The organism is Paraburkholderia sp. RL17-380-BIE-A (genome assembly GCF_046028085.1).
Classification (GTDB): domain Bacteria; phylum Pseudomonadota; class Gammaproteobacteria; order Burkholderiales; family Burkholderiaceae; genus Paraburkholderia.
This window is the reverse complement of record NZ_JARESQ010000002.1, coordinates 31,175-48,905: the sequence shown is the minus strand read 5'-3', so window position 1 is coordinate 48,905 and position 17,731 is coordinate 31,175. Positions and strand designations below refer to the sequence as shown.

Below are 17,731 nucleotides of genomic sequence, written 5' to 3'. Positions count from 1 at the left end.
GAGCCATCGGTGGATAACGTTTCGTATATTAGCTAAATGACGAAACGTGAACAAGCGCCTCGATGACGGCGCGATGTGCTTCAGGAAAGGCTACGGTCTCAGTTGCCGTGTTCGTGTTCGCCGCTTTCGCTGATCCGGTTCACGGTGCCCTGCGCGACGGCAATCAGCTTTTCGCGGTTGCCTTCCATCACGAACACGTTGCATTGGCAGGTGGCCTGATGCTGGCCCGCATAGACGACCTTTGCGCGCGCGATCAGCGTGCCGTTGATGGCCGGGCGCAGGTAATTGATCTTGTATTCCCCGGTCACGACTTTGGGCCCGAGTAGCAGCGCACCGGCGAACGTCAGTGCATTGTCGACGAGATAGCTGATGACGCCGCCATGCACGAAGCCGTGCTGTTGCCGCAACTCGTCGCGGATCGGCAGACTCAGCGTGAGTTCGTTGGTGCCCGTGTGCATCAACTCTGCGCCCAACAGCATGCTGAACGGCTGGGCATGCAGTGCGCCGCGCGCCCGGTCGAGGAGGTCGGTCATTGTGAGTCCTTCGGGCATAGCCCGCGATGGCAATCTGCACTGGCCTGCGTCGTGCAGTCCCTACCCACTCTAGGAAGCGCGCACGCGCCGCGTCAAGGGGAATCGGTAATTTGCTCCATGCATTGTTGTGCGAAGTGATTGCAATGGTGAAGTTGGCCGATGTAAAGGGGGCGTAAGACGATCTTTGATGGAATTGGTCTCAAGCGCGGCTCGGCGATGCCGTTAACCCTGACGTAGCTCCCGTTATTCTTTGCCTTCAGGTATTCACGATGTTCAGCAAGATCAAGGTCGCATCCGGCCTGTTGTGTGTTCTGGCCGCTTTCTGCGTTTTCCAGCTTGTCACGGTCGGTTTGGGGTTCTGGTCGCTCACGCGTACCCATGACGACGTGAACGATCTGTCCAACATCGCCTTGAAGCAGGTGGACGCGGTCAACGAAACGACCCAGCATCTGATGGACGCGCGCATCAATCTCTCGCGCGCCGGCACGCGCATGGTGCGGGGTGGCTCCGAGCCGACCGACATCGTGCAGCACGCTCGCGAACAGTTGACGGCCGCCGACCAGTCGTTCGCGGCCTTCATGAGCGCCCCCAAGACCGGCGACGAGAACGGCGCCCGTGCCGCGGCCCTCGCCGAGCGCTACAAGAAGCTGCACGACGCGCTCGCGGAACTGGTGCAGTTTCTCGACGCGAACAACATTCAGGCGTTCCTCGACCAGCCGACCCAGTCGTTCCAGGACGCCTACCTCGGCGAGTCACATAACTTCGTGCAGTTCGGCAACGCGGCGAGCCGCGCATCACTCGATTCGATCGATACGCGCATGGCGACGTTTCGCGCCGTCAGCCTCGTGATCCTGCTGGCGCTGGTGGCCGGCACGTTCGCCGTGTATGCGGCGTTGCGCCGGGGCGTGGTGGCGCCGCTGGAAGAAGCGGGCCGACACTTCGACCGTATCGCGCAAGGCCGCCTCGACCAGCCGATCGCCGCGCGCGGCACCAATGAGATCGGCCGGCTGTTCTCGGGCCTCGCGAAAATGCAGGCGAGCGTCGCGCGTACCGTGCAAACCGTGCGCGAATCCGCGGACTCGATCCACCTCGGCGCCGACGAAATCGCGACCGGCAACGCCGACTTGTCGGCGCGCACGGAAAGCCAGGCGGCTTCGCTGGAAGAAACCGCGTCGAGCATGGAGGAATTGACCGCCACCGTGCGTCAGAACGCCGAGCACGCCCGGGAGGCCAATGCGCTCGCCGAAACCGCGCTTGAGGCGACCTCGCGCGGCAGCGAAGTGGTCAACGAGGTGGTCGACAAGATGCGCGGCATCGCGCAGAGCTCGGACAAGATCGCCGAGATCATTTCGGTGATCGACGGCATCGCGTTCCAGACCAATATTCTCGCGCTCAACGCGGCCGTGGAAGCGGCCCGCGCCGGCGAGCAGGGGCGCGGCTTCGCCGTGGTGGCGGGCGAGGTGCGCGGCCTCGCGCAGCGCAGCGCGCAATCGGCGAAGGAAATCAAAACGCTGATCAGCGAATCGGTCGCCGAAATTCAGGGCGGTTCGGCGCTGGTCGAGCATGCCGGGGAAGCGATGAGCAACGTGTCCGCCTCGATTTCGCGTGTCACGCAGATGATGGCGGAAATCAGCGCGTCGTCGCTTGAGCAGAGCACGGGTATCGAACAGGTCAACCAGGCGGTGGTGCAGATGGATGAGATGACACAGCAGAACGCGGCGCTCGTCGAACAGGCCGCGGCAGCGGCGGCATCGCTGCATCAGCAGACGCAGCAGTTGAAGCAGGCGGTTTCCGTGTTCGAAATTTCGGAATCTGTGTTGCGCACGCAACAATTCGACGAAGCGCGTGGCCCATCAGCCGATTTTTCGTTGTCCGGCATGCGCGCGATTTAGCCCGCGCAAGCGCTAAAAACCAAACCGTCAGACAAAGAAAATGGCCCGCCAAAGCGGGCCATTTTGCATTAGACGCAAGCGCCTAAGGGTGCCTCAACGTACCTGACGGTACTTAGGCCGGCTGGATGTTCGCAGCTTGCTTGCCCTTCGGGCCTTGCTTAACTTCAAACGTCACTTTTTGGTTTTCCTGCAGGGACTTGAAGCCGCTGCCTTGAACTTCCGAAAAGTGCGCGAACAGGTCTTCGCCGCCGTCGTCCGGCGTGATGAAGCCAAAGCCCTTTGCATCGTTAAACCACTTCACAGTACCTGTTGCCATTTTTAATCCAGTAAATGTTGTGTGTTGCATTCGCGACCGCTATTTCTCAACGCGAGATCGAGCGCGAAGTAGGAGTTGTATCACGTCTTTATGACGGACGCCAACCAACCAGTATTCGGGTATTCCCCCGCATCGGCATTTTTCCGGCTTGGGAAGCAATTGGAAGGCCACTCCGCCCGGTAGGGTAAACTGCTTGTATTACTCTTCCAGGAAAAACATTGACACATTATTTGCAAGAAGAACTTACCTCGTTCTGGAGTCGTTTGACCCCCTATCTGGCGATATTGGAGTCTAAATCCCCTCAAGAAGGCGCCCCGGACCCGATCGGCCGTATTACGGTCGATACCGCGGACCGCCAGGCTTTCGCCCTCCACACGACCGATCGCAAGCCGCATGGCGACGTGTCGGACACCCCCACCGGGCAAAGCGCAACTTATATGCGTTTTAAATCTGCCGACTCCGGTTGGAGCACCTGGCAGCGCGAAGAGTACTGATCGGCCAGGCGGTCGGCTTTTTGTCCGGACCCGTCATGACGTCGTGAGATCGCGGCCGGCGCCAGCCGGCTTCGCGATCGCTCGGGTGCCCAAGTCGCGGACGCTACCGGGGTTGGTCAAGTTTTTAGCGGCCTCGGCAGCGTCGGACAGGTTGGTTGGCGGACACAAGACAGCCGCACGATGCGCGTCTCACCGGCGGCCTTACGCCGGCAAGGCCTCATAGGCGGTCGCCAGGTGGTAAGGCGTGGTCGACGGCATGTCTGCCCGGGCCACCTCACCGGCCGGCGTTTTGCACTCGAACCAGCCCTGCGGACGCAGGAAGCGTTGTTGGAACCGTTCGATTTGCCGGGGCAGCGCGGCGAGCGCTATCTGTTCGTCCTGGCTTGCCAGCGCACGCAGATACTCGGTTTGCGCCCAGATCCGCTGGGTCGCATCCTTCGTCCGCCCGGTTTCATCAAGCGAGGCGCACACGCCGCCTGTCTCCCCGTCCACCCCATGCTGCTGCGCGAAGCTGAATGCTCGTGGCATCGCTTCGGCAAGACCGGAACCTTCGAACACGGCGCCCGCCTGCTTGACCAGCCAGAACCATTCGAACTGATGACCGGGTTCCAGACGGTTCTCGGCCGCACCGATCGGCAGTTCCGCGATGCAACCCGTGGGCGCGTGCAGGAAGTGACGGGCGACCGCGCCGGCGAGGCGCCGCAACGCGGCGTCGAAAGCGTTGTCGTGTGTGGCTTCGCGAGCGGCCAGCCAGGCTTCGGTTAGGTGCATCAAAGGATTCTGGATCGGCGTGCCCGTCACGCCGGCGAAGTCCGCGGTCAGCGCGGCGTTGAACAGATCGCCTTCGGCGGCGAAGTTCGACTGGATCACCGCCGACGTGCGATGCACGAGCTCCAGCGCGTCGGGATTGCCGGAGCGCCGGCCAAATTCCGCGCAGGCAAACACGACGAATGCGTGCGTGTATAGATCCTTGGTGGTGTCGAGCGGTGCGCCTTGCGGATCGACGCTGAAGAACCATCCGCCGTGGCGGGTGTCCTGAAAGGTACGCGTCAACGAATCGAACAGCACCTGCGCGTGAGCTTCGTCGCCCGCTTGGGAGAAGACGAACAATTGCCGCGCGCAGGCCATGGCCCGGTAACGCTCGGCAGGTAGCGGCTGATGCCCTTCTGCGCTAACCGCTTCGTAGGGCAGCTTCAGTGCGGCGTTGAAACCCGCGCCCCGCCACATGGGCAGCACTACGCCTGTGAAGTGGTCGCGCAGCCTCTTCGCGAGGGCGATGGTGGAAGCGGCGGAAGGGTTCGTGCTCTGCATAGTCAAATTGGTCAAACGCGTATTTCGAAGGGCCTACGGGTTAGTGCCGTAGCCAAAGTCGCAGCGCGGCGCATTCGCCGGCCAACCTGTTGGTGAGCGCGGATGCTACCTGCTTTGCCGGCCGCCAAGCCGAAATCAGCACCACGACTCGCAGTGCGACCGGCTCAACCTGCCTGGCAACCCGCCCGGCAACCCGCCTCGCGGCGTGCGGCCTAGCATAAAGCAAACAGGTCCCGCCGGCACTCCGGCGCCGGTGCGGAAAACATCTCAAATAATTGCCGATAAGGAGGAAAAACAATGCTGGGGAATATCGAACTCATCGCCCGTCTGGGGCTGGCCGCGGCGCTCGGCAGTGTCATCGGCTTCGAGCGGGAGCGGCTTTCGTGGGCCGCGGGTCTACGAACGCACATGCTGGTGTGCGTCGGTTCGACGCTCATCATGATCGTCTCGGCCTACGGTTTTGCCGAAGTGCTGGGCGGGGAGCACGTGGTGCTCGACCCGTCGCGGATGGCCGCGCAGGTCGTGTCGGGCATCGGCTTTCTCGGCGCGGGTTCGATCCTGCTGCGCGGCGAGATCGTGCGCGGCCTGACGACGGCGGCGAGCCTCTGGTCGGTCGCCGCCATCGGTCTGGCGGTGGGCGGCGGGCTGTACACGGCGTCGATCGCGGCGACCATCATCATTTTGATCATCCTTGCCGGCATCAAGCCGCTCGAGCGCCGCTTCATCACGGTCAAGCAGCGGCGCCAACTGACGATGATCGTCGAGCGCGGCACCATGACCTTCCACTCGCTGCACGACGAACTCGGCGCCGCAAGCCCGCGCGTCAAACAGTTCGTGATGCAGCAAAGCGAGGACGCGCCCGAGTGCGACGAGGTGATGATCACCTTGCATCGCGTGTCGAATACGGAATATCACGCGATCTGCGGCCGCTTGCGACAACTGCACGGCGTGAAGCAGTTCCGGCAGGACGACGCGACTTCGTGAAAACGGAAAATCCTCGGCGAATGGCTTCGGCGGGCGCGGGCGGCCATGCGACAATGCGGTCTCGAAAAATTCCAACGGCATTGACGAGCGGTGCTCGGCGCCCGCTTTCCGGCGACGACCGCTTTTTTCTCTATGGCAGATTCCGTAGCATCCACGCAGTCCCGGCCTTCGCGCACAGCTTCGAAGAAGCGGCGTCAGGCCACCGTCTCGACCGAAACTGAAAACAAGCTGGCGCGCGCCGCGCGCTCTGCACAACGTCTCGCGCAACTGAGCGACGCCTCTCGCGACGACAGCACGCTCGACCTGTTCCCCGACGATCCCACCCGCGCCACGCTGGAAGCGATGAATATCGACATCCGGCAAGGCACGCTGCACGGTTTCGAGTTACCCGATGTAGTGCTGGCGGCGGTCGGCGCGATCGATGCCGGCGACAGCGGGCCGCTCGACGCGCGCTCGGCGCGCCGTGCGCCCCGCGCCGCGAAGTCCGATGAACCGATGCCGGTCAACGCGCAACTGAGCGGGCTCGAAATGGAGCCGCTGGCGACGACGGCTTCGCCGGTCGGCGAACTGGCTTTGGGCGACACGAAGCCGGCAACGGCTAATGCCGACGAGAAACCGGCGGCCCCGTTGACGCCAGCCATGGCGGCAGCAACCGTGGTGCGCAGCGTGACCGCGCTGCGCCAGGCGTCCGAGGCGGGCGCGACGACGGGTGCGTCGACTGATGCCGCGTCCGCGCAGACCTTGGGCGGCAGCAAGGCGCCGCAACGTTTTGCTGCGACTTTCGCCAAGGCGGCTTCGGCTTCGGCTTCGGCATCGCGAGAAGCGACTTCAGTTGAACCCCCGAATACGGTGGATGAAACCGCTTCGGCGCAGGCGAGCGCTGCATCCGCCGAGCCGACGCCTGCCGCGCAGACATCGACGAATTCATCGGCATCCGCACAAGCGAGCGCCGAGTTCGCCGCGCCGTGGCGCGAAGCCCGGCGCGCCGAAGCGGCCGCGGCCGCGCTGCGGGCCGCGCCGGAACTCGATCGCGCGCGGGCCACCGCCTTCGCCGATACCGTCGACGCGCTGTATGGCGTGATCGCCGATCAGCGCCGCGCCGCGACCGATCATTCGCGCCGCATGAAGTGGATGCTGTCGATCGTGGTGGGCGCGTTGCTGGTGACGGTTGCGATCGGCATCACGCAGACCGTGTTGCTAATGCGCCTGACGCGTGAAACCACTGCCCAGCAGCATCGCATCGAACAGATGATGGAGAACCAGCAAGCGGCGATGGCCAGTTTGCTCGACACGCATATGGCGATGGCGAATGCCGCGGCCGCCAGTGCCGCTTCCGGCGCGGCCGCGGCCGCCGCCGCCACTTCTCCGCAAGCTGCCGTCACGGCGGCGCATACCAAACGCGCCGCGCGGGCGCAGCATTCGCATAGGCCGAAAGCGGTTATTCCGCAGTGATGGTCAGTGACCGCCGCGCTGGTAACGCACCGGCCGCGGCGATCCGAACAACGATCGCCGACCGGCGGTGCTCTTGCTCCCTTCCCCTCTCAAAGCCGGTTTCAACAGAAATCGCGTCAAGACCGCGCTGCGCGCGACTCTCCCTTCCGGCCCTGAATGCCCGAAAACGGGGACGTTGTCATGATGCGACGCACAATGTGGGAAATGCGCCGTGACAAGACGCCACGCCAAAAAATTGCTGCATTGCACTAGCGTTACTCTAGGGAAAACCCTATAATGCTTCTTAAGGGAAAACCCTAGCTAATGCAGTAACCAACCGGGAGTCGCCATGAGCTTCATCTTTGCATTGTTCCAAAAGGTCAGCGACCTCTTTGCGTCGCCCCATCTGCCGCTGGACGCTGAGTATTCGTACGAAGCACGCAGCCGCGAAGCAGAACGCGTGCGCAGGGCACAAGCCACGTTGTTCGGCATCAAGCTGACCGACTAATAGCCACGCTGCACCCGCCTGAAGCGCGGATCACCGCGTACGGGCGCGCACTTCGGGTGCGCATCGAATGATTGAAGCCACAGTTCGCGAAACGCGTACCGTGGCTTTTGTTTTTTGGGGCCCATTTTTCGCCCGCAGGCCTGCTGTCCGAATATTTCTACCCCGAAATGAATGTAACGGCGGCTGACACTGCGCCGGTTTGCCGCACGGTCAAATCATCTCGCATGGCCTGACGGACGGGCGTTGACCGCTAAAACGCGGGCCTTTCATCCGTCCCCTTCTTTGAAATGAGCGCTTACAAGTGCTCACGTCTTCACGCGGTTTGCGCCGCTAAAGTTGGTCTCAAGCGTACGGCGTCTGGTTCGAGCCTGACATTGCAGTTCGAGGCCGATCGACGGACGCCGGCTTGATACAAAACTTTGATGGGAGGTCACTATGAAAACCTTTAACAAGACATCGCGTTCGATCATTGCAACGCTGCTGGCGGGCGGCGCGGTGCTCGCAGCCGGCAGCGCATTCGCCCAGGAACGGGTGGTCGTGGAGAACGGTCCGGGACCGGCGGTGTACGGTCAGCCGCACATGACGCCTGTTGGCGTGTCGATCAATATCGGTTGGCATGGCGATCGTTACTACGACGGCCACCGCTACTGGGCTCATGACGACTGGATGCGCCATCACCCGCACGATTACGACCCGCACCACCACGGCGACCATCGTCCGCCGCCGCCGCGCTACTGATGGCCGAATGACCGCGCCGCGCGACGCGGCGTGAAGTGCACAAAGCCGGTCCTTCCTCGCGGAAGACCGGCTTTGTCGCGTTCGGCCTTGCGAATCGGCGCGCTGCGCTATGCTTCGAAGCTTTTATCGACGGCAGCGGGAGAGCGGCGTGGACAAGGCAGTCATAGGCGTAGTTGGCACAGGATTGATGGGCGTCGGCATTGCGACGCAAAGCGCGCTGCACGGACACAGAACGATCGTCCACGACGTCGATCCGGCGCGTCTTGCGAGCGTTGCGTCGAAAGCGGAAGCGGTGCTCGACGAGCTGATCGACGCCGGGCGCATCGATCAGGCGGCACGGCAAGCGGCGTTGGCGCGCATCGAAACCCATGCGCAACTCGACGTGATGGCGTCGGCGCAATTCGTGATCGAGGCGATTCCCGAAGTGCTCGAACTGAAGCATCGCCTGTATGCGGCGCTGACTGAGTTGCTCTCCGATGACGCGATTCTCGCGAGCAATACCAGCGGTTTCCCGCCTGATCAACTGGTCACGCCGTTGCGCGCGAAAGAGCGCTTCGTGATCGCGCATTTCTGGAACCCACCGCACATGATTCCGCTCGTCGAAGTCGTGCCGGGCACGGCGACCGCGCCGGAAGTGACCCAGCAGACCGCCGCGTTGATGAGCGCGATCGGCATGGAGCCGGTGGTGCTGGCGAAGGCGATTCCGGGCTTTGTCGGCAACCGCTTGCAGTTCGCGGTGCTGCGCGAGGCGTTGAACATTGTCCGCTCCGGGGCGGCGACGCCTGACGTGGTCGACCGCGTGATGAAGGCGTCGCTCGGACGCCGCTGGGGGATCGTTGGGCCGCTCGAGGGCGCGGACATGGGCGGGCTCGACACCTTCCTCGATATCTCCACGCATCTGATGCCCGAACTGGCCAAAGACGAAGACGTGCTCGACTTATTGCGCGAGCAGGTCGACGCAGGGCGCGTCGGCGTGCGCAGCGGCGCCGGTTTCTACGAATGGGACGACGCGCATCTGGCGCAGGTGAAAGAAGGACGCCGCCGCGTGATCAGTCGCGGTTGATGAACGGACACGGCGACGGCGGCTGATTGCCGGAACGGGGGCGAGGCTTCTTGCGCATCATCACGGCCTCACCGGAAATGGCGCGGGGTGCCTTGCGGGAAATGCCATGCCCAGCAGCGGCCGCCGCTCTGCTGTATAAATGCCCTCTAGCCCACAATCCAGGCTCAATCCGTCAAGCCGACTCAGCGCCATGTCCCACTACTTCTACGATCCCGCCACGGGCCACGGCCTTGCGCACGATCCCTTCAAAGCCATCGTCGCACCGCGGCTGATCGGCTGGATTTCGTCGCGCGACGCCGAAGGTACTTTGAATCTCGCGCCATACAGTTTCTTCGGCGCGTTCGCCACCTTCCCGGCGATCATCGGTTTTTGCAGCGAAGGTCGTAAAGACAGCGTCACCAACATAGAAGCCACCGGCGAATTCGTCTGGAACCTGGCCACCAAACCGCTCGCCGAGCAGATGAACCGTTCGTCGGCGCCGGTCGCGCCGTCTGTCGACGAATTCGCACTCGCGGGTCTCACGCCTGCGCCGGGCCGTAACGTCGCCGTGCCGCACGTTGCCGAATCGCCGGCCGCGCTCGAGTGCAAACTGCTGCAAGTGGTGCGTCTGCATACACTCGACGGCAAACCGATGGACAACTACCTGTCGCTCGGCCAGGTGGTCGGCGTGCACATCAACGAGGCCTATCTGAAAGACGGCCTGTTCGACACGCATGCGGCGCAGCCGATCATGCGCGCCGGCTATCGCGGGGACTATGCGGAAATCGGCGACATGTTCCAGATGTTCCGCCCAAGCGCCTAAGCACCGCAGCGGTTGAAACCAGATCGCGCCGCGCGAGGCGGCGCGGCATTCAGCGCAGCGCCTGCGAATCGTGCAAAACCGGCTCCAGTGGACTGGCCCGCTTGATGCTTGCAACCGACGCTCCAACGCGTCGTTTTCAACTGCCGGCTCACTCGCGAGGAGCGCGATCATGTCCACCGAATTCGCCACGCAATTCAGCCATGTCCGTCCGCAAGACACGTCCTACGTGGACCAGGGCTTACGCGACTTTTTTCTCTACCGTGATTTAGGCATCGCGCAGGCGACCGGCGGCAAGGTGCTCGCGCAACTCGTCAAGGCGAATCACGCACCAGAGCAAGGCACCGGCTGGCACCGTCATGAGGCCGACTTCCACATTGTGATCATGCTGAAGGGCTGGGCGCGCTTCATGTACGGCGACAAGGAGACGCTCGTTGCCGCCGGCGATTGCGTGCATCAGGCGCCGGGCATCGTTCACTATCTGTTCGATTATTCGGAAGATATGGAGTACATCGAAATCGTCTCACCGGCCGATTTCAAATCGATCGACGTCGAAGGGCCGTGTGACGTGCCGGCGGTGACGCCCTGGAAGAGCGTCGCGGCATAGCGAAGGGAACGCGTCTGCGTGTGCAGCGCGCATCAACGCGCGGCCACGCACGCAGACCGCCCATCGAGACAGCGCCGCTAAAGGTGCTGGGAAAGCGCTAAGAAAGCACCAAGAAACGCGCATTACGCTGCAGGCGGCCGCCTGCGCGGAGCGCGTGGCGTCTGCGGCTTGATGGCAGCGGCCGAACTTTCACTCGGCGCAGCACCCGATCCATTCGACCCGACCCTCACCGCCGCATCCACTTCCACATCGACCACCGCCGTCGCGGCCGGCGCTGCCGCCGTGACCTCGGCAGCCTTGGCCGCGGGCACTGGCTGGATCGTGCGCGCCCGCGATCCGACCAACACCGCGCGCGGCTCATTGTCGTAAATCACGGCCCGTACGCGCGGATAGATTTGCCGCTCCCAGCGGTGTCCATTGAACACGCCGTAATGCCCGACGCCGGTCTGCACGTGGTGCGTCTTCAGATAGGGCCGCAATTTGTCGCACATGTCTTGCGCCGCGAGCGTCTGCCCGACGGCGCAGATATCGTCCTTCTCGCCTTCCACCGTGAGCAAGGCCGTGCGGCGAATTTTCGACGGCTCGACGAGACGCCCCTTGACTTCGAGCGCATGCATCGGCAGCGCATGCCGCTGAAAAACCGTATCGACGGTTTCCAGGTAGAAGTCGGCGGTCAGGTCCATCGTCGCGAAGTATTCTTCGTAGAACGTGTGAATCGTGTCGGCTTTCGCAGGATCGCCTTTGGCGCGTTCGTAATGCATCGTCTCGAACGAATCGAGATGGCGGTTGAGATTCATCGCCATGAACGCGGTCAACTGCACGAAGCCCGGATACACGCGCCGGTGCGCGCCCGCAAAACCGAACGGCACCGCGCTGATCAGATTCTGCTCGAACCACTCGATCGGCTTGCTCTTCGCGAGGTCGTTGACGCGCGTCGGGTTGATGCGGGTGTCGAGCGGACCGGCCATCAGCGTCATGCTCGCAGGCTGCGCGGGATGATCGTCGGCGGCCATGAGCGCGACCGCAGCCAGCGCGGCGACTGTCGGCTGGCACACGGCCAGCAGATGCGCGCCGGGCCCGATCGCTTCAGTGAAGTCGATCACGTGCTGCACGAATTCGTCGAAGCCGAAGCGGCCCTGGCTCAATGGAACGTCGCGCGGGTTGTGCCAGTCGGTGATGTAGACGTCGTGTTCGGTCAGCATGGTGCGCACAGTGCCACGCAGCAGTGTCGCAAAGTGACCGGACATGGGTGCGATCACCAGCACACGGGGCTGCGGCACCGACGGCGGGGTCTGCTTACGGAAATGCAGCAGCGAGCAGAATGGCGTGTGCGCCGCGACTTCTTCGACGATCGCCACGGATTTGCCCTCTGACACCACGCTATCGATGTCGAACGGCGGCCGCACGGGCGTGAGACCGGCGAGTGTCAACAATTCGCAGGCGGCGCGGATCGATCGGCCATGCGACGTTTCGCCGAACGCGGGCCACGCGTCGAGCGAATGATTCATCAGTGCCGCACCGTGCCGCATGGGCAGCATCATGTCGGCGAAAGCCTGATATGTGGGATATGCGAACAGGTTCATAACCTTCGCACGAATGCTGAAGAGGATGGAACCCAAATAGAGGCAAGTCATGTGCCAATCAGCATAAGCACGGGGGCGGCCCTGCCTGCACGTTGGCATAGCATTTGCGCGAGTCAGGGCAACGGGCCGAAATTGCCGCGCTTTGGTGCGCGCGCGCACGGCAACGTGCACGCATGGCGTCAGGCGTCGACCGAACGCCTCATCTGGAGGAGAATCGTATGGCGAATACCACGCTCACTATCAGCAGCAAGAATTATTCGTCGTGGTCGTTGCGCGGCTGGCTGTTGACCCGGTTCAGCGGATTGCCTTTCGAAGAAGTCGTCATGCCGATCGACGATCCAGCGGCACGCGCCGAACTGCTGCTGCTGTCGCCATCGATATTGGTGCCGTGCCTCGTTCACGACGGCATCGAGATCTGGGACACGCTGGCGATTGCCGAATATCTGAACGAACTCAAACCGGACGCGAAGCTGCTGCCAGAAGACATTCGCGCACGCGCGCATTGCCGCTCGATTTGCGGCGAGATGCATTCGGGTTTCGGCTCCCTGCGCTCGGCCTTGCCGATGAACCTCAAAGCGCATTTTCCAGGCTTCAAGGTGTGGGCGCGCGCTCAATCGGACATCGACCGGATCGTGACGATCTGGAGCGAGTGCCTCAAGCAGTATGGCGGGCCGTTTCTGTTCGGCGAGCGGACCACGGCGGACGCGATGTACGCGCCCGTGGTGACGCGATTCGTCACCTACGACGTCAAACTCGATCCGGAAATCGTCGAATACGGACAGCGGATCATGGCGCTGCCCGAGATGCAGGAGTGGATCGCCGACGCGCAACAGGAAGTGGAAGAGATCGACGAGCTGGACGTCGAATTCTGAAGCGGGTGTATTGAAGAAACGCTGTTGCTGCTGCAACGGCGCGCGGCGCGCTGCGGCACGCAACGCCGTGCCGCGATGCTCACCCTCAATTGCGCGCGCTTTCCAGCTTGAACACGCTGACCACCTGCGCAAGGCGCGCGGCCTGATCGCGCAACTCGGCCGCTGCAAGTTCCGCTTCGCCGACAATCGTAGCGTTCTGCTGCGTGGCTTCGCCGATCTGCGTGACGGCGAGATTCACCTGTTCGATGCCGCCCGATTGCTCGCGCGAGGCGACGCTGATTTCGCCCATGATCGCGCGGACCTGGCTGACCTGTTGAACGATGCCCTGCATCGTCGAACTGGCTTCTTCGGCGATCCGGAAGCCGCTTTGCACGGTCGCCGTGGAACTCGCGATCAGGCTCTCGATCTCCTTCACCGAGGCCGCGCTGCGCTGCGCCAGCGCGCGCACTTCCGAGGCCACGACCGCGAAGCCCTTGCCGTGCTCGCCGGCGCGCGCCGCTTCCACGGCGGCGTTCAGCGCGAGGATATTGGTCTGGAAGGCGATGCCCTCGATCACGGTCGTGATCTCGGCGATTTTCTGCGACGAGCGGCTGATCTCGCCCATGGTCGACACCACGCGTTCAACCGCGCGGCCGCCTTCGAGCGCGGCGTCGGCGGCGCGCGTGACGAGCGTGTTGGCTTGCGCGGCGTGGTCGGCGTTCTGCTGCACCGTCGAGGTGATCTCTTCCATGCTCGCCGCCGTTTCTTCGAGGCTGCTCGCCTGCGTGGCGATCCGCGCGGCAATATTGCCGCTGCCGGTGGCGATCTTTTCGGTGCCGTGGGACATGTCCGTCGATGCATTGCGCACCTGCGAAACAATGCGCGCGAGTCCTTCGCCGATGCCGTCGATCGACTGCATCAGGCGGCCAATTTCATCGGCGCGCGCGTTTGCGCCATTCGCCACGCGCACGCTCAGATCGCCCGAGGCGAAACGTTCGGACGCCTTGGCGGCTTCTTCGAGCGGACGGCTCACGAGGCGCCGCACCGCTATCAGGAACACCACCGCGAACACGCCGACGAGGATGAAGCCGAGCAGTAGAAATTCATTGCGGGTGGCGACGACGTCGGCCATCACTTCGTCGCGCGGCGCGACGCCGCCAACCAGCCATTGCCATTCCGGCACGGTAACGAACGACACGAACTTGTCGCGCGAGCCGCGCTCGCCGAGCGTGGCGTCGGCCGAGCTGTATTCGAGCTGGCCGTCCTTCATGTCGAGCATCTGCTGATACGGTGCGTTCGCGTTGTCGGCGTTCTGGCCGGCCGCTGCCGGATGCACGATCAGCTTGCCGCGCTCCGCGCCCTTCGACGCATCGACAACAAAGTAGTAACCGCTGTCGCCGATCTTCAGATTGCGAATGCCGTCTTCGACCGACTGAATTTCCTTGTCCACATTGACGCCGACAAACAGCGCGCCGATCACGCGGCCGCTCGCGTTGGTGATCGGGCGGTACTGGGTGATCAAACGTTTGCCGAAGAGCGCGGCGAGTCCCGTATAGGGTTTGTTCGCGAGGAGCAGTGCGTAGGCCGGTGCCTTGCGGTCGAGTAGCGTGCCGATGGCGCGCGAGCCGTCCTGTTTCTTCAGCGAAGTGGTAACGCGCACGAAGTCGTCGCCATTGCGCGCGAATACGGTGGCGACCGCGCCGCTGCGTTCGAGAAACAGATCGGGGATGGAAAAGTCCAGGTTCAGGACTTTGTCGCCCGCCTTGATGGTCGGCGTGGCGACACCGCCGATATCGACTTTCTGGGTCTCGTCGAGCGTGTATTCGGTGGGCAGGAAACTCGCGAACAGCGACATTGAGCGGTCGACTTCGTTCGATAAGGCCTTGTCGAACAACTTGATCATCGCGGCGATCGAGCGGTCTTTATCGGCGATGCGTTCGAGCACCTGGTCGCTGATCTGCTTGCCGGCGGTGCGGGTGAGCGCCCAAGTGAACGCGGCGAAGATCAACGCGACCAGCACGCACGACAGGATAGCGAGCCGCGCGCCAACGCTGGCACGGCGCAAAGAGAGAAATTCCATGGGCGGTTGCGGAGTAAAGAAGCACAAGCGGAATGCCTGGTCCATGCATAGGCATGACCGGCATCGATGGCTGGTTTACGGCCGCTGCGTCCGCCTTCTTTAAAAATTCGAAAGTAGTTCGTAATAACCGTACGGCGCACAGGGTATTTAGGCTCGTACTCGCTTAGCGTGCCGAACCATCCTGCGCACCGCGCCACGTGCGCAGCAGCAGCGCATTGGTGACTACGCTGACGCTCGAAAACGCCATTGCCGCGCCGGCCAGCATCGGGTTCAGCAGGCCGAAGGCGGCCAGCGGAATGCCGATCAGGTTATAGACGAAGGCCCAGAACAGGTTCTGCTGGATCTTGCGCCAGGTCCTGCGTGAGATGTCGATGGCGTCGGCCACCAGCGCCGGATCGCCGCGCATCAGCGTGATGCCGGCTGCATGCATGGCGACGTCGGTGCCGGTCGCCATGGCAATGCCGATGTCGGCGGCGGCGAGCGCGGGCGCGTCGTTGATGCCGTCGCCGGCCATCGCGACAATGCCGGCGCTGCGAATTTTCAGGTCGCGGATAACGCGGGCTTTGTCGTCGGGCAGCACTTCCGCGTGGAATTCGTCGATGCCGAGCGCCTTGGCGACGCTCGCCGCGCTGCCGCGGTTGTCGCCGGTGACCAGCACGCTCGTGATGCCCATGCGTGCCAGCCGTTCGATGGCCGCGCGCGCCGTCGGTTTGACGGTGTCGCCGAACGCGATCAATGCCAGAGCCGCGGGCGCTTGCGGATCGCGCTGCATGAGCCAGGAGACGGTGTTGCCGGCGGCTTCGAGTTCGTGAGCCCGCGCGGCAAGTTCAGGCGGCAATTCGATGCCGAGTTCGTTGAGCCAGCGTCCGCTGCCCAGCGCGAGCGTGCGGCCGTCGACCTCCGCTTCGACGCCGCGGCCCGCGACCGCGCGTGCGGCGCTGGCGTGCAGCGCGCGCGTCTGCGTGGGAGCCGCAACGGTGTCGCCAATCGCCGCGGGCATGTCGGCGGGCTGCGTCGCAGCTGCTTCATAGGCTTTGACCACCGCGCGCGCCAGCGGATGATCGCTGTTGCGCTGAACCGCTGCCGCAAGCTCCAGCGCCTCTGCGCGGCTGATGCCGCCAATCGGCTCGAACGCGGTGACAGACGGCTGGCCGAGCGTCAGCGTGCCGGTTTTGTCGAACGCGACAATCGTCACCCGATGCGCGGTTTCCAGTGCCTCGGCGTCTTTGATCAGCACGCCGCGCCGCGCCGCGACGCCGGTGCCGGCCATGATGGCCGCCGGCGTGGCCAGTCCGAGCGCGCACGGGCACGCGATCACCAGCACGGCGACCGCGTTCAGAATCGCGGTTTCGCCGCCCGCGCCGGCGATCAGCCAGCCCACCAATGTGAGCGCGGCAATCGCCAGGATCGCCGGCACGAAGATTTCGCTGACCCGATCGACCAGCCGCTGGATCGGCGCCTTCTCGGCCTGCGCGCTTTCCACGAGGCGGATGATGCGCGCAAGCGTGGTTTCCGCGCCGATCGCCGTGGTCGTCACGGCAATCGCGCCTTCACCGTTGATCGAGCCGGCAGTGACCGGGTCGGCCACCTGCTTCGGCACCGGCAGGCTTTCGCCGGTGATCAGGGATTCGTCGATATGCGTGCGGCCTTCGAGCACCGCGCCGTCGACCGGCACGCGCTCGCCAGGACGCACGAGCACCACCGTGCCGACCCGCACTTGCGCGAGCGGCACGTCGCGCTCGTCGGCGCCGACACGAATGCGCGCGCGATCGGGGCGCAGCGCGTTGAGGGCGCGGATGGCGTCGGTGGTCTGGCGTTTGGCGCGTGCTTCGAGCCACTTGCCGAAGCGCACCAGCGTAATCACGACCGCCGACGCTTCGAAATACAGATGCATCATGTCGCCGGGATGGGTCGCCAGTTCGTAGACGCTGATGCCATACGCCGCCGATGTGCCGAGCGCCACCAGCAAGTCCATGTTGCCCGCGCCGGCCCGCACCGCTCGATAGGCCGCGCGATAGAAGCGCGCGCCGAACACGAACTGCACGATCGAGGCGAGCGCGAATTGCAGCCAGGGCGACAGCATTGCGTGCAAACCGAACCATTCGCCGACCATCGGCACGGCGAGCGGCAGCGTCAGCGCGGCGGAGGCGAGCACGGCGGCCAGCTCGCGGCGGGTCTGGTCGCGCTTGCGGTCGGCGGACGCGGCCTCGTCGGCGGCGGTGGAGGTATCCGGCGGTGCGCTCAACGTCGCTTCGTAGCCCGCTTTCTTGACGGCGGCGATCAGCGCGTCCGGGCCGGCGGCTGCGCCGTCCAGATCGACAGTCGCGGTTTCAGTCGCCAGATTCACCGACGCGCTCACGACGCCCGGCACTTTGGCGAGCGCCTTTTCGACGCGCATCGCGCACGAGGCGCAAGTCATGCCGCCGATGTCGAGTTCGGTGGTGTGGGCGGAAGCGTCGGCGGCATCCGCGGGGCGCTGGGCGGTGGCAAGTTCGGTCATGGTAGGCAAGGCTCGTGGCGGCATCAGGCCGCATCATGAGG

At 63.9% G+C, this 17,731-nt stretch carries 16 protein-coding genes; 10 read left to right on the top strand and 6 right to left on the bottom strand.

The genetic code is table 11. The annotated features are described in order from the left end of the window. Window positions 1–98 precede the first annotated feature (98 nt). The gene (locus P0D68_RS02945; protein ID WP_091805101.1) at window positions 99–533 is read right to left on the bottom strand and encodes a PaaI family thioesterase; all 435 of its coding nucleotides are present in this window, start codon (window positions 531–533) and stop codon (window positions 99–101) included. A 269-nt stretch (window positions 534–802) separates the two neighbouring features. On the opposite strand from P0D68_RS02945, the gene P0D68_RS02940 reads away from it, so the two are divergent. Further along, window positions 803–2,425: a methyl-accepting chemotaxis protein gene (locus tag P0D68_RS02940; RefSeq protein ID WP_408294540.1), complete on the top strand. Its 1,623-nt coding sequence runs from the start codon at window positions 803–805 to the stop codon at window positions 2,423–2,425. A 112-nt stretch (window positions 2,426–2,537) separates the two neighbouring features. Here the strand turns inward: P0D68_RS02940 and P0D68_RS02935 are convergent, their stop codons facing one another. Further along, window positions 2,538–2,741, bottom strand: a complete 204-nt coding sequence (locus P0D68_RS02935; protein ID WP_007178724.1) for a cold-shock protein — start codon at window positions 2,739–2,741, stop codon at window positions 2,538–2,540. Between the two features lie 218 nt (window positions 2,742–2,959). On the opposite strand from P0D68_RS02935, the gene P0D68_RS02930 reads away from it, so the two are divergent. Continuing rightward, window positions 2,960–3,235: a hypothetical protein gene (locus P0D68_RS02930; protein WP_408294537.1), complete on the top strand. Its 276-nt coding sequence runs from the start codon at window positions 2,960–2,962 to the stop codon at window positions 3,233–3,235. Between the two features lie 201 nt (window positions 3,236–3,436). Here P0D68_RS02930 and P0D68_RS02925 read toward each other — a convergent pair whose 3' ends face one another. Then, entirely contained in the window at window positions 3,437–4,546 is a 1,110-nt protein-coding gene (locus P0D68_RS02925; protein ID WP_408295196.1) for an AGE family epimerase/isomerase, read from the bottom strand. A 297-nt stretch (window positions 4,547–4,843) separates the two neighbouring features. On the opposite strand from P0D68_RS02925, the gene P0D68_RS02920 reads away from it, so the two are divergent. The 7 genes from P0D68_RS02920 to P0D68_RS02890 all read left to right on the top strand — a co-directional run bounded on the left by P0D68_RS02920 (window position 4,844) and on the right by P0D68_RS02890 (window position 10,676). Next, entirely contained in the window at window positions 4,844–5,530 is a 687-nt protein-coding gene (locus P0D68_RS02920) for an MgtC/SapB family protein (protein WP_408185068.1), read from the top strand. Window positions 5,531–5,662: 132 nt separating this feature from the next. After that, window positions 5,663–6,982 carry a hypothetical protein gene (locus P0D68_RS02915; protein ID WP_408294534.1) on the top strand — a complete coding sequence of 440 codons (1,320 nt, stop codon included), beginning with the start codon at window positions 5,663–5,665 and terminating at the stop codon, window positions 6,980–6,982. Between the two features lie 328 nt (window positions 6,983–7,310). Beyond that, entirely contained in the window at window positions 7,311–7,469 is a 159-nt protein-coding gene (locus P0D68_RS02910; RefSeq protein ID WP_177205136.1) for a hypothetical protein, read from the top strand. 435 nt (window positions 7,470–7,904) lie between these two features. Beyond that, window positions 7,905–8,207, top strand: a complete 303-nt coding sequence (locus P0D68_RS02905) for an invasion associated locus B family protein (protein ID WP_408294531.1) — start codon at window positions 7,905–7,907, stop codon at window positions 8,205–8,207. Between the two features lie 109 nt (window positions 8,208–8,316). Continuing rightward, window positions 8,317–9,270: a 3-hydroxyacyl-CoA dehydrogenase family protein gene (locus P0D68_RS02900; protein ID WP_177205135.1), complete on the top strand. Its 954-nt coding sequence runs from the start codon at window positions 8,317–8,319 to the stop codon at window positions 9,268–9,270. Between the two features lie 190 nt (window positions 9,271–9,460). Beyond that, window positions 9,461–10,072, top strand: a complete 612-nt coding sequence (locus tag P0D68_RS02895; protein WP_091805081.1) for a flavin reductase family protein — start codon at window positions 9,461–9,463, stop codon at window positions 10,070–10,072. Window positions 10,073–10,241: 169 nt separating this feature from the next. Continuing rightward, entirely contained in the window at window positions 10,242–10,676 is a 435-nt protein-coding gene (locus P0D68_RS02890; RefSeq protein WP_408467987.1) for a cupin domain-containing protein, read from the top strand. A gap of 122 nt (window positions 10,677–10,798) precedes the next feature. Here the strand turns inward: P0D68_RS02890 and P0D68_RS02885 are convergent, their stop codons facing one another. Beyond that, window positions 10,799–12,259, bottom strand: coding sequence for a polyhydroxyalkanoate depolymerase (locus tag P0D68_RS02885; RefSeq protein ID WP_091809016.1), 1,461 nt, complete (start codon window positions 12,257–12,259; stop codon window positions 10,799–10,801). A gap of 218 nt (window positions 12,260–12,477) precedes the next feature. On the opposite strand from P0D68_RS02885, the gene P0D68_RS02880 reads away from it, so the two are divergent. Further along, window positions 12,478–13,131, top strand: coding sequence for a glutathione S-transferase family protein (locus P0D68_RS02880; protein WP_091805076.1), 654 nt, complete (start codon window positions 12,478–12,480; stop codon window positions 13,129–13,131). Window positions 13,132–13,216: 85 nt separating this feature from the next. On the opposite strand, the gene P0D68_RS02875 is transcribed toward P0D68_RS02880, so the two are convergent. Both P0D68_RS02875 and P0D68_RS02870 read right to left on the bottom strand, forming a co-directional pair. After that, window positions 13,217–15,190, bottom strand: a complete 1,974-nt coding sequence (locus P0D68_RS02875) for a methyl-accepting chemotaxis protein (protein WP_408294524.1) — start codon at window positions 15,188–15,190, stop codon at window positions 13,217–13,219. A gap of 163 nt (window positions 15,191–15,353) precedes the next feature. Beyond that, entirely contained in the window at window positions 15,354–17,690 is a 2,337-nt protein-coding gene (locus P0D68_RS02870; protein WP_408294521.1) for a heavy metal translocating P-type ATPase, read from the bottom strand. Window positions 17,691–17,731 lie beyond the last annotated feature (41 nt).

Excerpts from the sequence above, each read along its gene's own strand:
- P0D68_RS02945 (WP_091805101.1), bottom strand. The coding sequence starts at position 533 with ATGACCGACCTCCTCGACCGGGCGCGCGGCGCACTGCATGCCCAGCCG.
- P0D68_RS02940 (WP_408294540.1), top strand. The coding sequence starts at position 803 with ATGTTCAGCAAGATCAAGGTCGCATCCGGCCTGTTGTGTGTTCTGGCC.
- P0D68_RS02935 (WP_007178724.1), bottom strand. The coding sequence starts at position 2,741 with ATGGCAACAGGTACTGTGAAGTGGTTTAACGATGCAAAGGGCTTTGGC.
- P0D68_RS02925 (WP_408295196.1), bottom strand. The coding sequence starts at position 4,546 with ATGCAGAGCACGAACCCTTCCGCCGCTTCCACCATCGCCCTCGCGAAG.
- P0D68_RS02920 (WP_408185068.1), top strand. The coding sequence starts at position 4,844 with ATGCTGGGGAATATCGAACTCATCGCCCGTCTGGGGCTGGCCGCGGCG.
- P0D68_RS02915 (WP_408294534.1), top strand. The coding sequence starts at position 5,663 with ATGGCAGATTCCGTAGCATCCACGCAGTCCCGGCCTTCGCGCACAGCT.
- P0D68_RS02910 (WP_177205136.1), top strand. The coding sequence starts at position 7,311 with ATGAGCTTCATCTTTGCATTGTTCCAAAAGGTCAGCGACCTCTTTGCG.
- P0D68_RS02905 (WP_408294531.1), top strand. The coding sequence starts at position 7,905 with ATGAAAACCTTTAACAAGACATCGCGTTCGATCATTGCAACGCTGCTG.
- P0D68_RS02900 (WP_177205135.1), top strand. The coding sequence starts at position 8,317 with ATGCTTCGAAGCTTTTATCGACGGCAGCGGGAGAGCGGCGTGGACAAG.
- P0D68_RS02895 (WP_091805081.1), top strand. The coding sequence starts at position 9,461 with ATGTCCCACTACTTCTACGATCCCGCCACGGGCCACGGCCTTGCGCAC.
- P0D68_RS02890 (WP_408467987.1), top strand. The coding sequence starts at position 10,242 with ATGTCCACCGAATTCGCCACGCAATTCAGCCATGTCCGTCCGCAAGAC.
- P0D68_RS02885 (WP_091809016.1), bottom strand. The coding sequence starts at position 12,259 with ATGAACCTGTTCGCATATCCCACATATCAGGCTTTCGCCGACATGATG.
- P0D68_RS02880 (WP_091805076.1), top strand. The coding sequence starts at position 12,478 with ATGGCGAATACCACGCTCACTATCAGCAGCAAGAATTATTCGTCGTGG.
- P0D68_RS02875 (WP_408294524.1), bottom strand. The coding sequence starts at position 15,190 with ATGGAATTTCTCTCTTTGCGCCGTGCCAGCGTTGGCGCGCGGCTCGCT.
- P0D68_RS02870 (WP_408294521.1), bottom strand. The coding sequence starts at position 17,690 with ATGACCGAACTTGCCACCGCCCAGCGCCCCGCGGATGCCGCCGACGCT.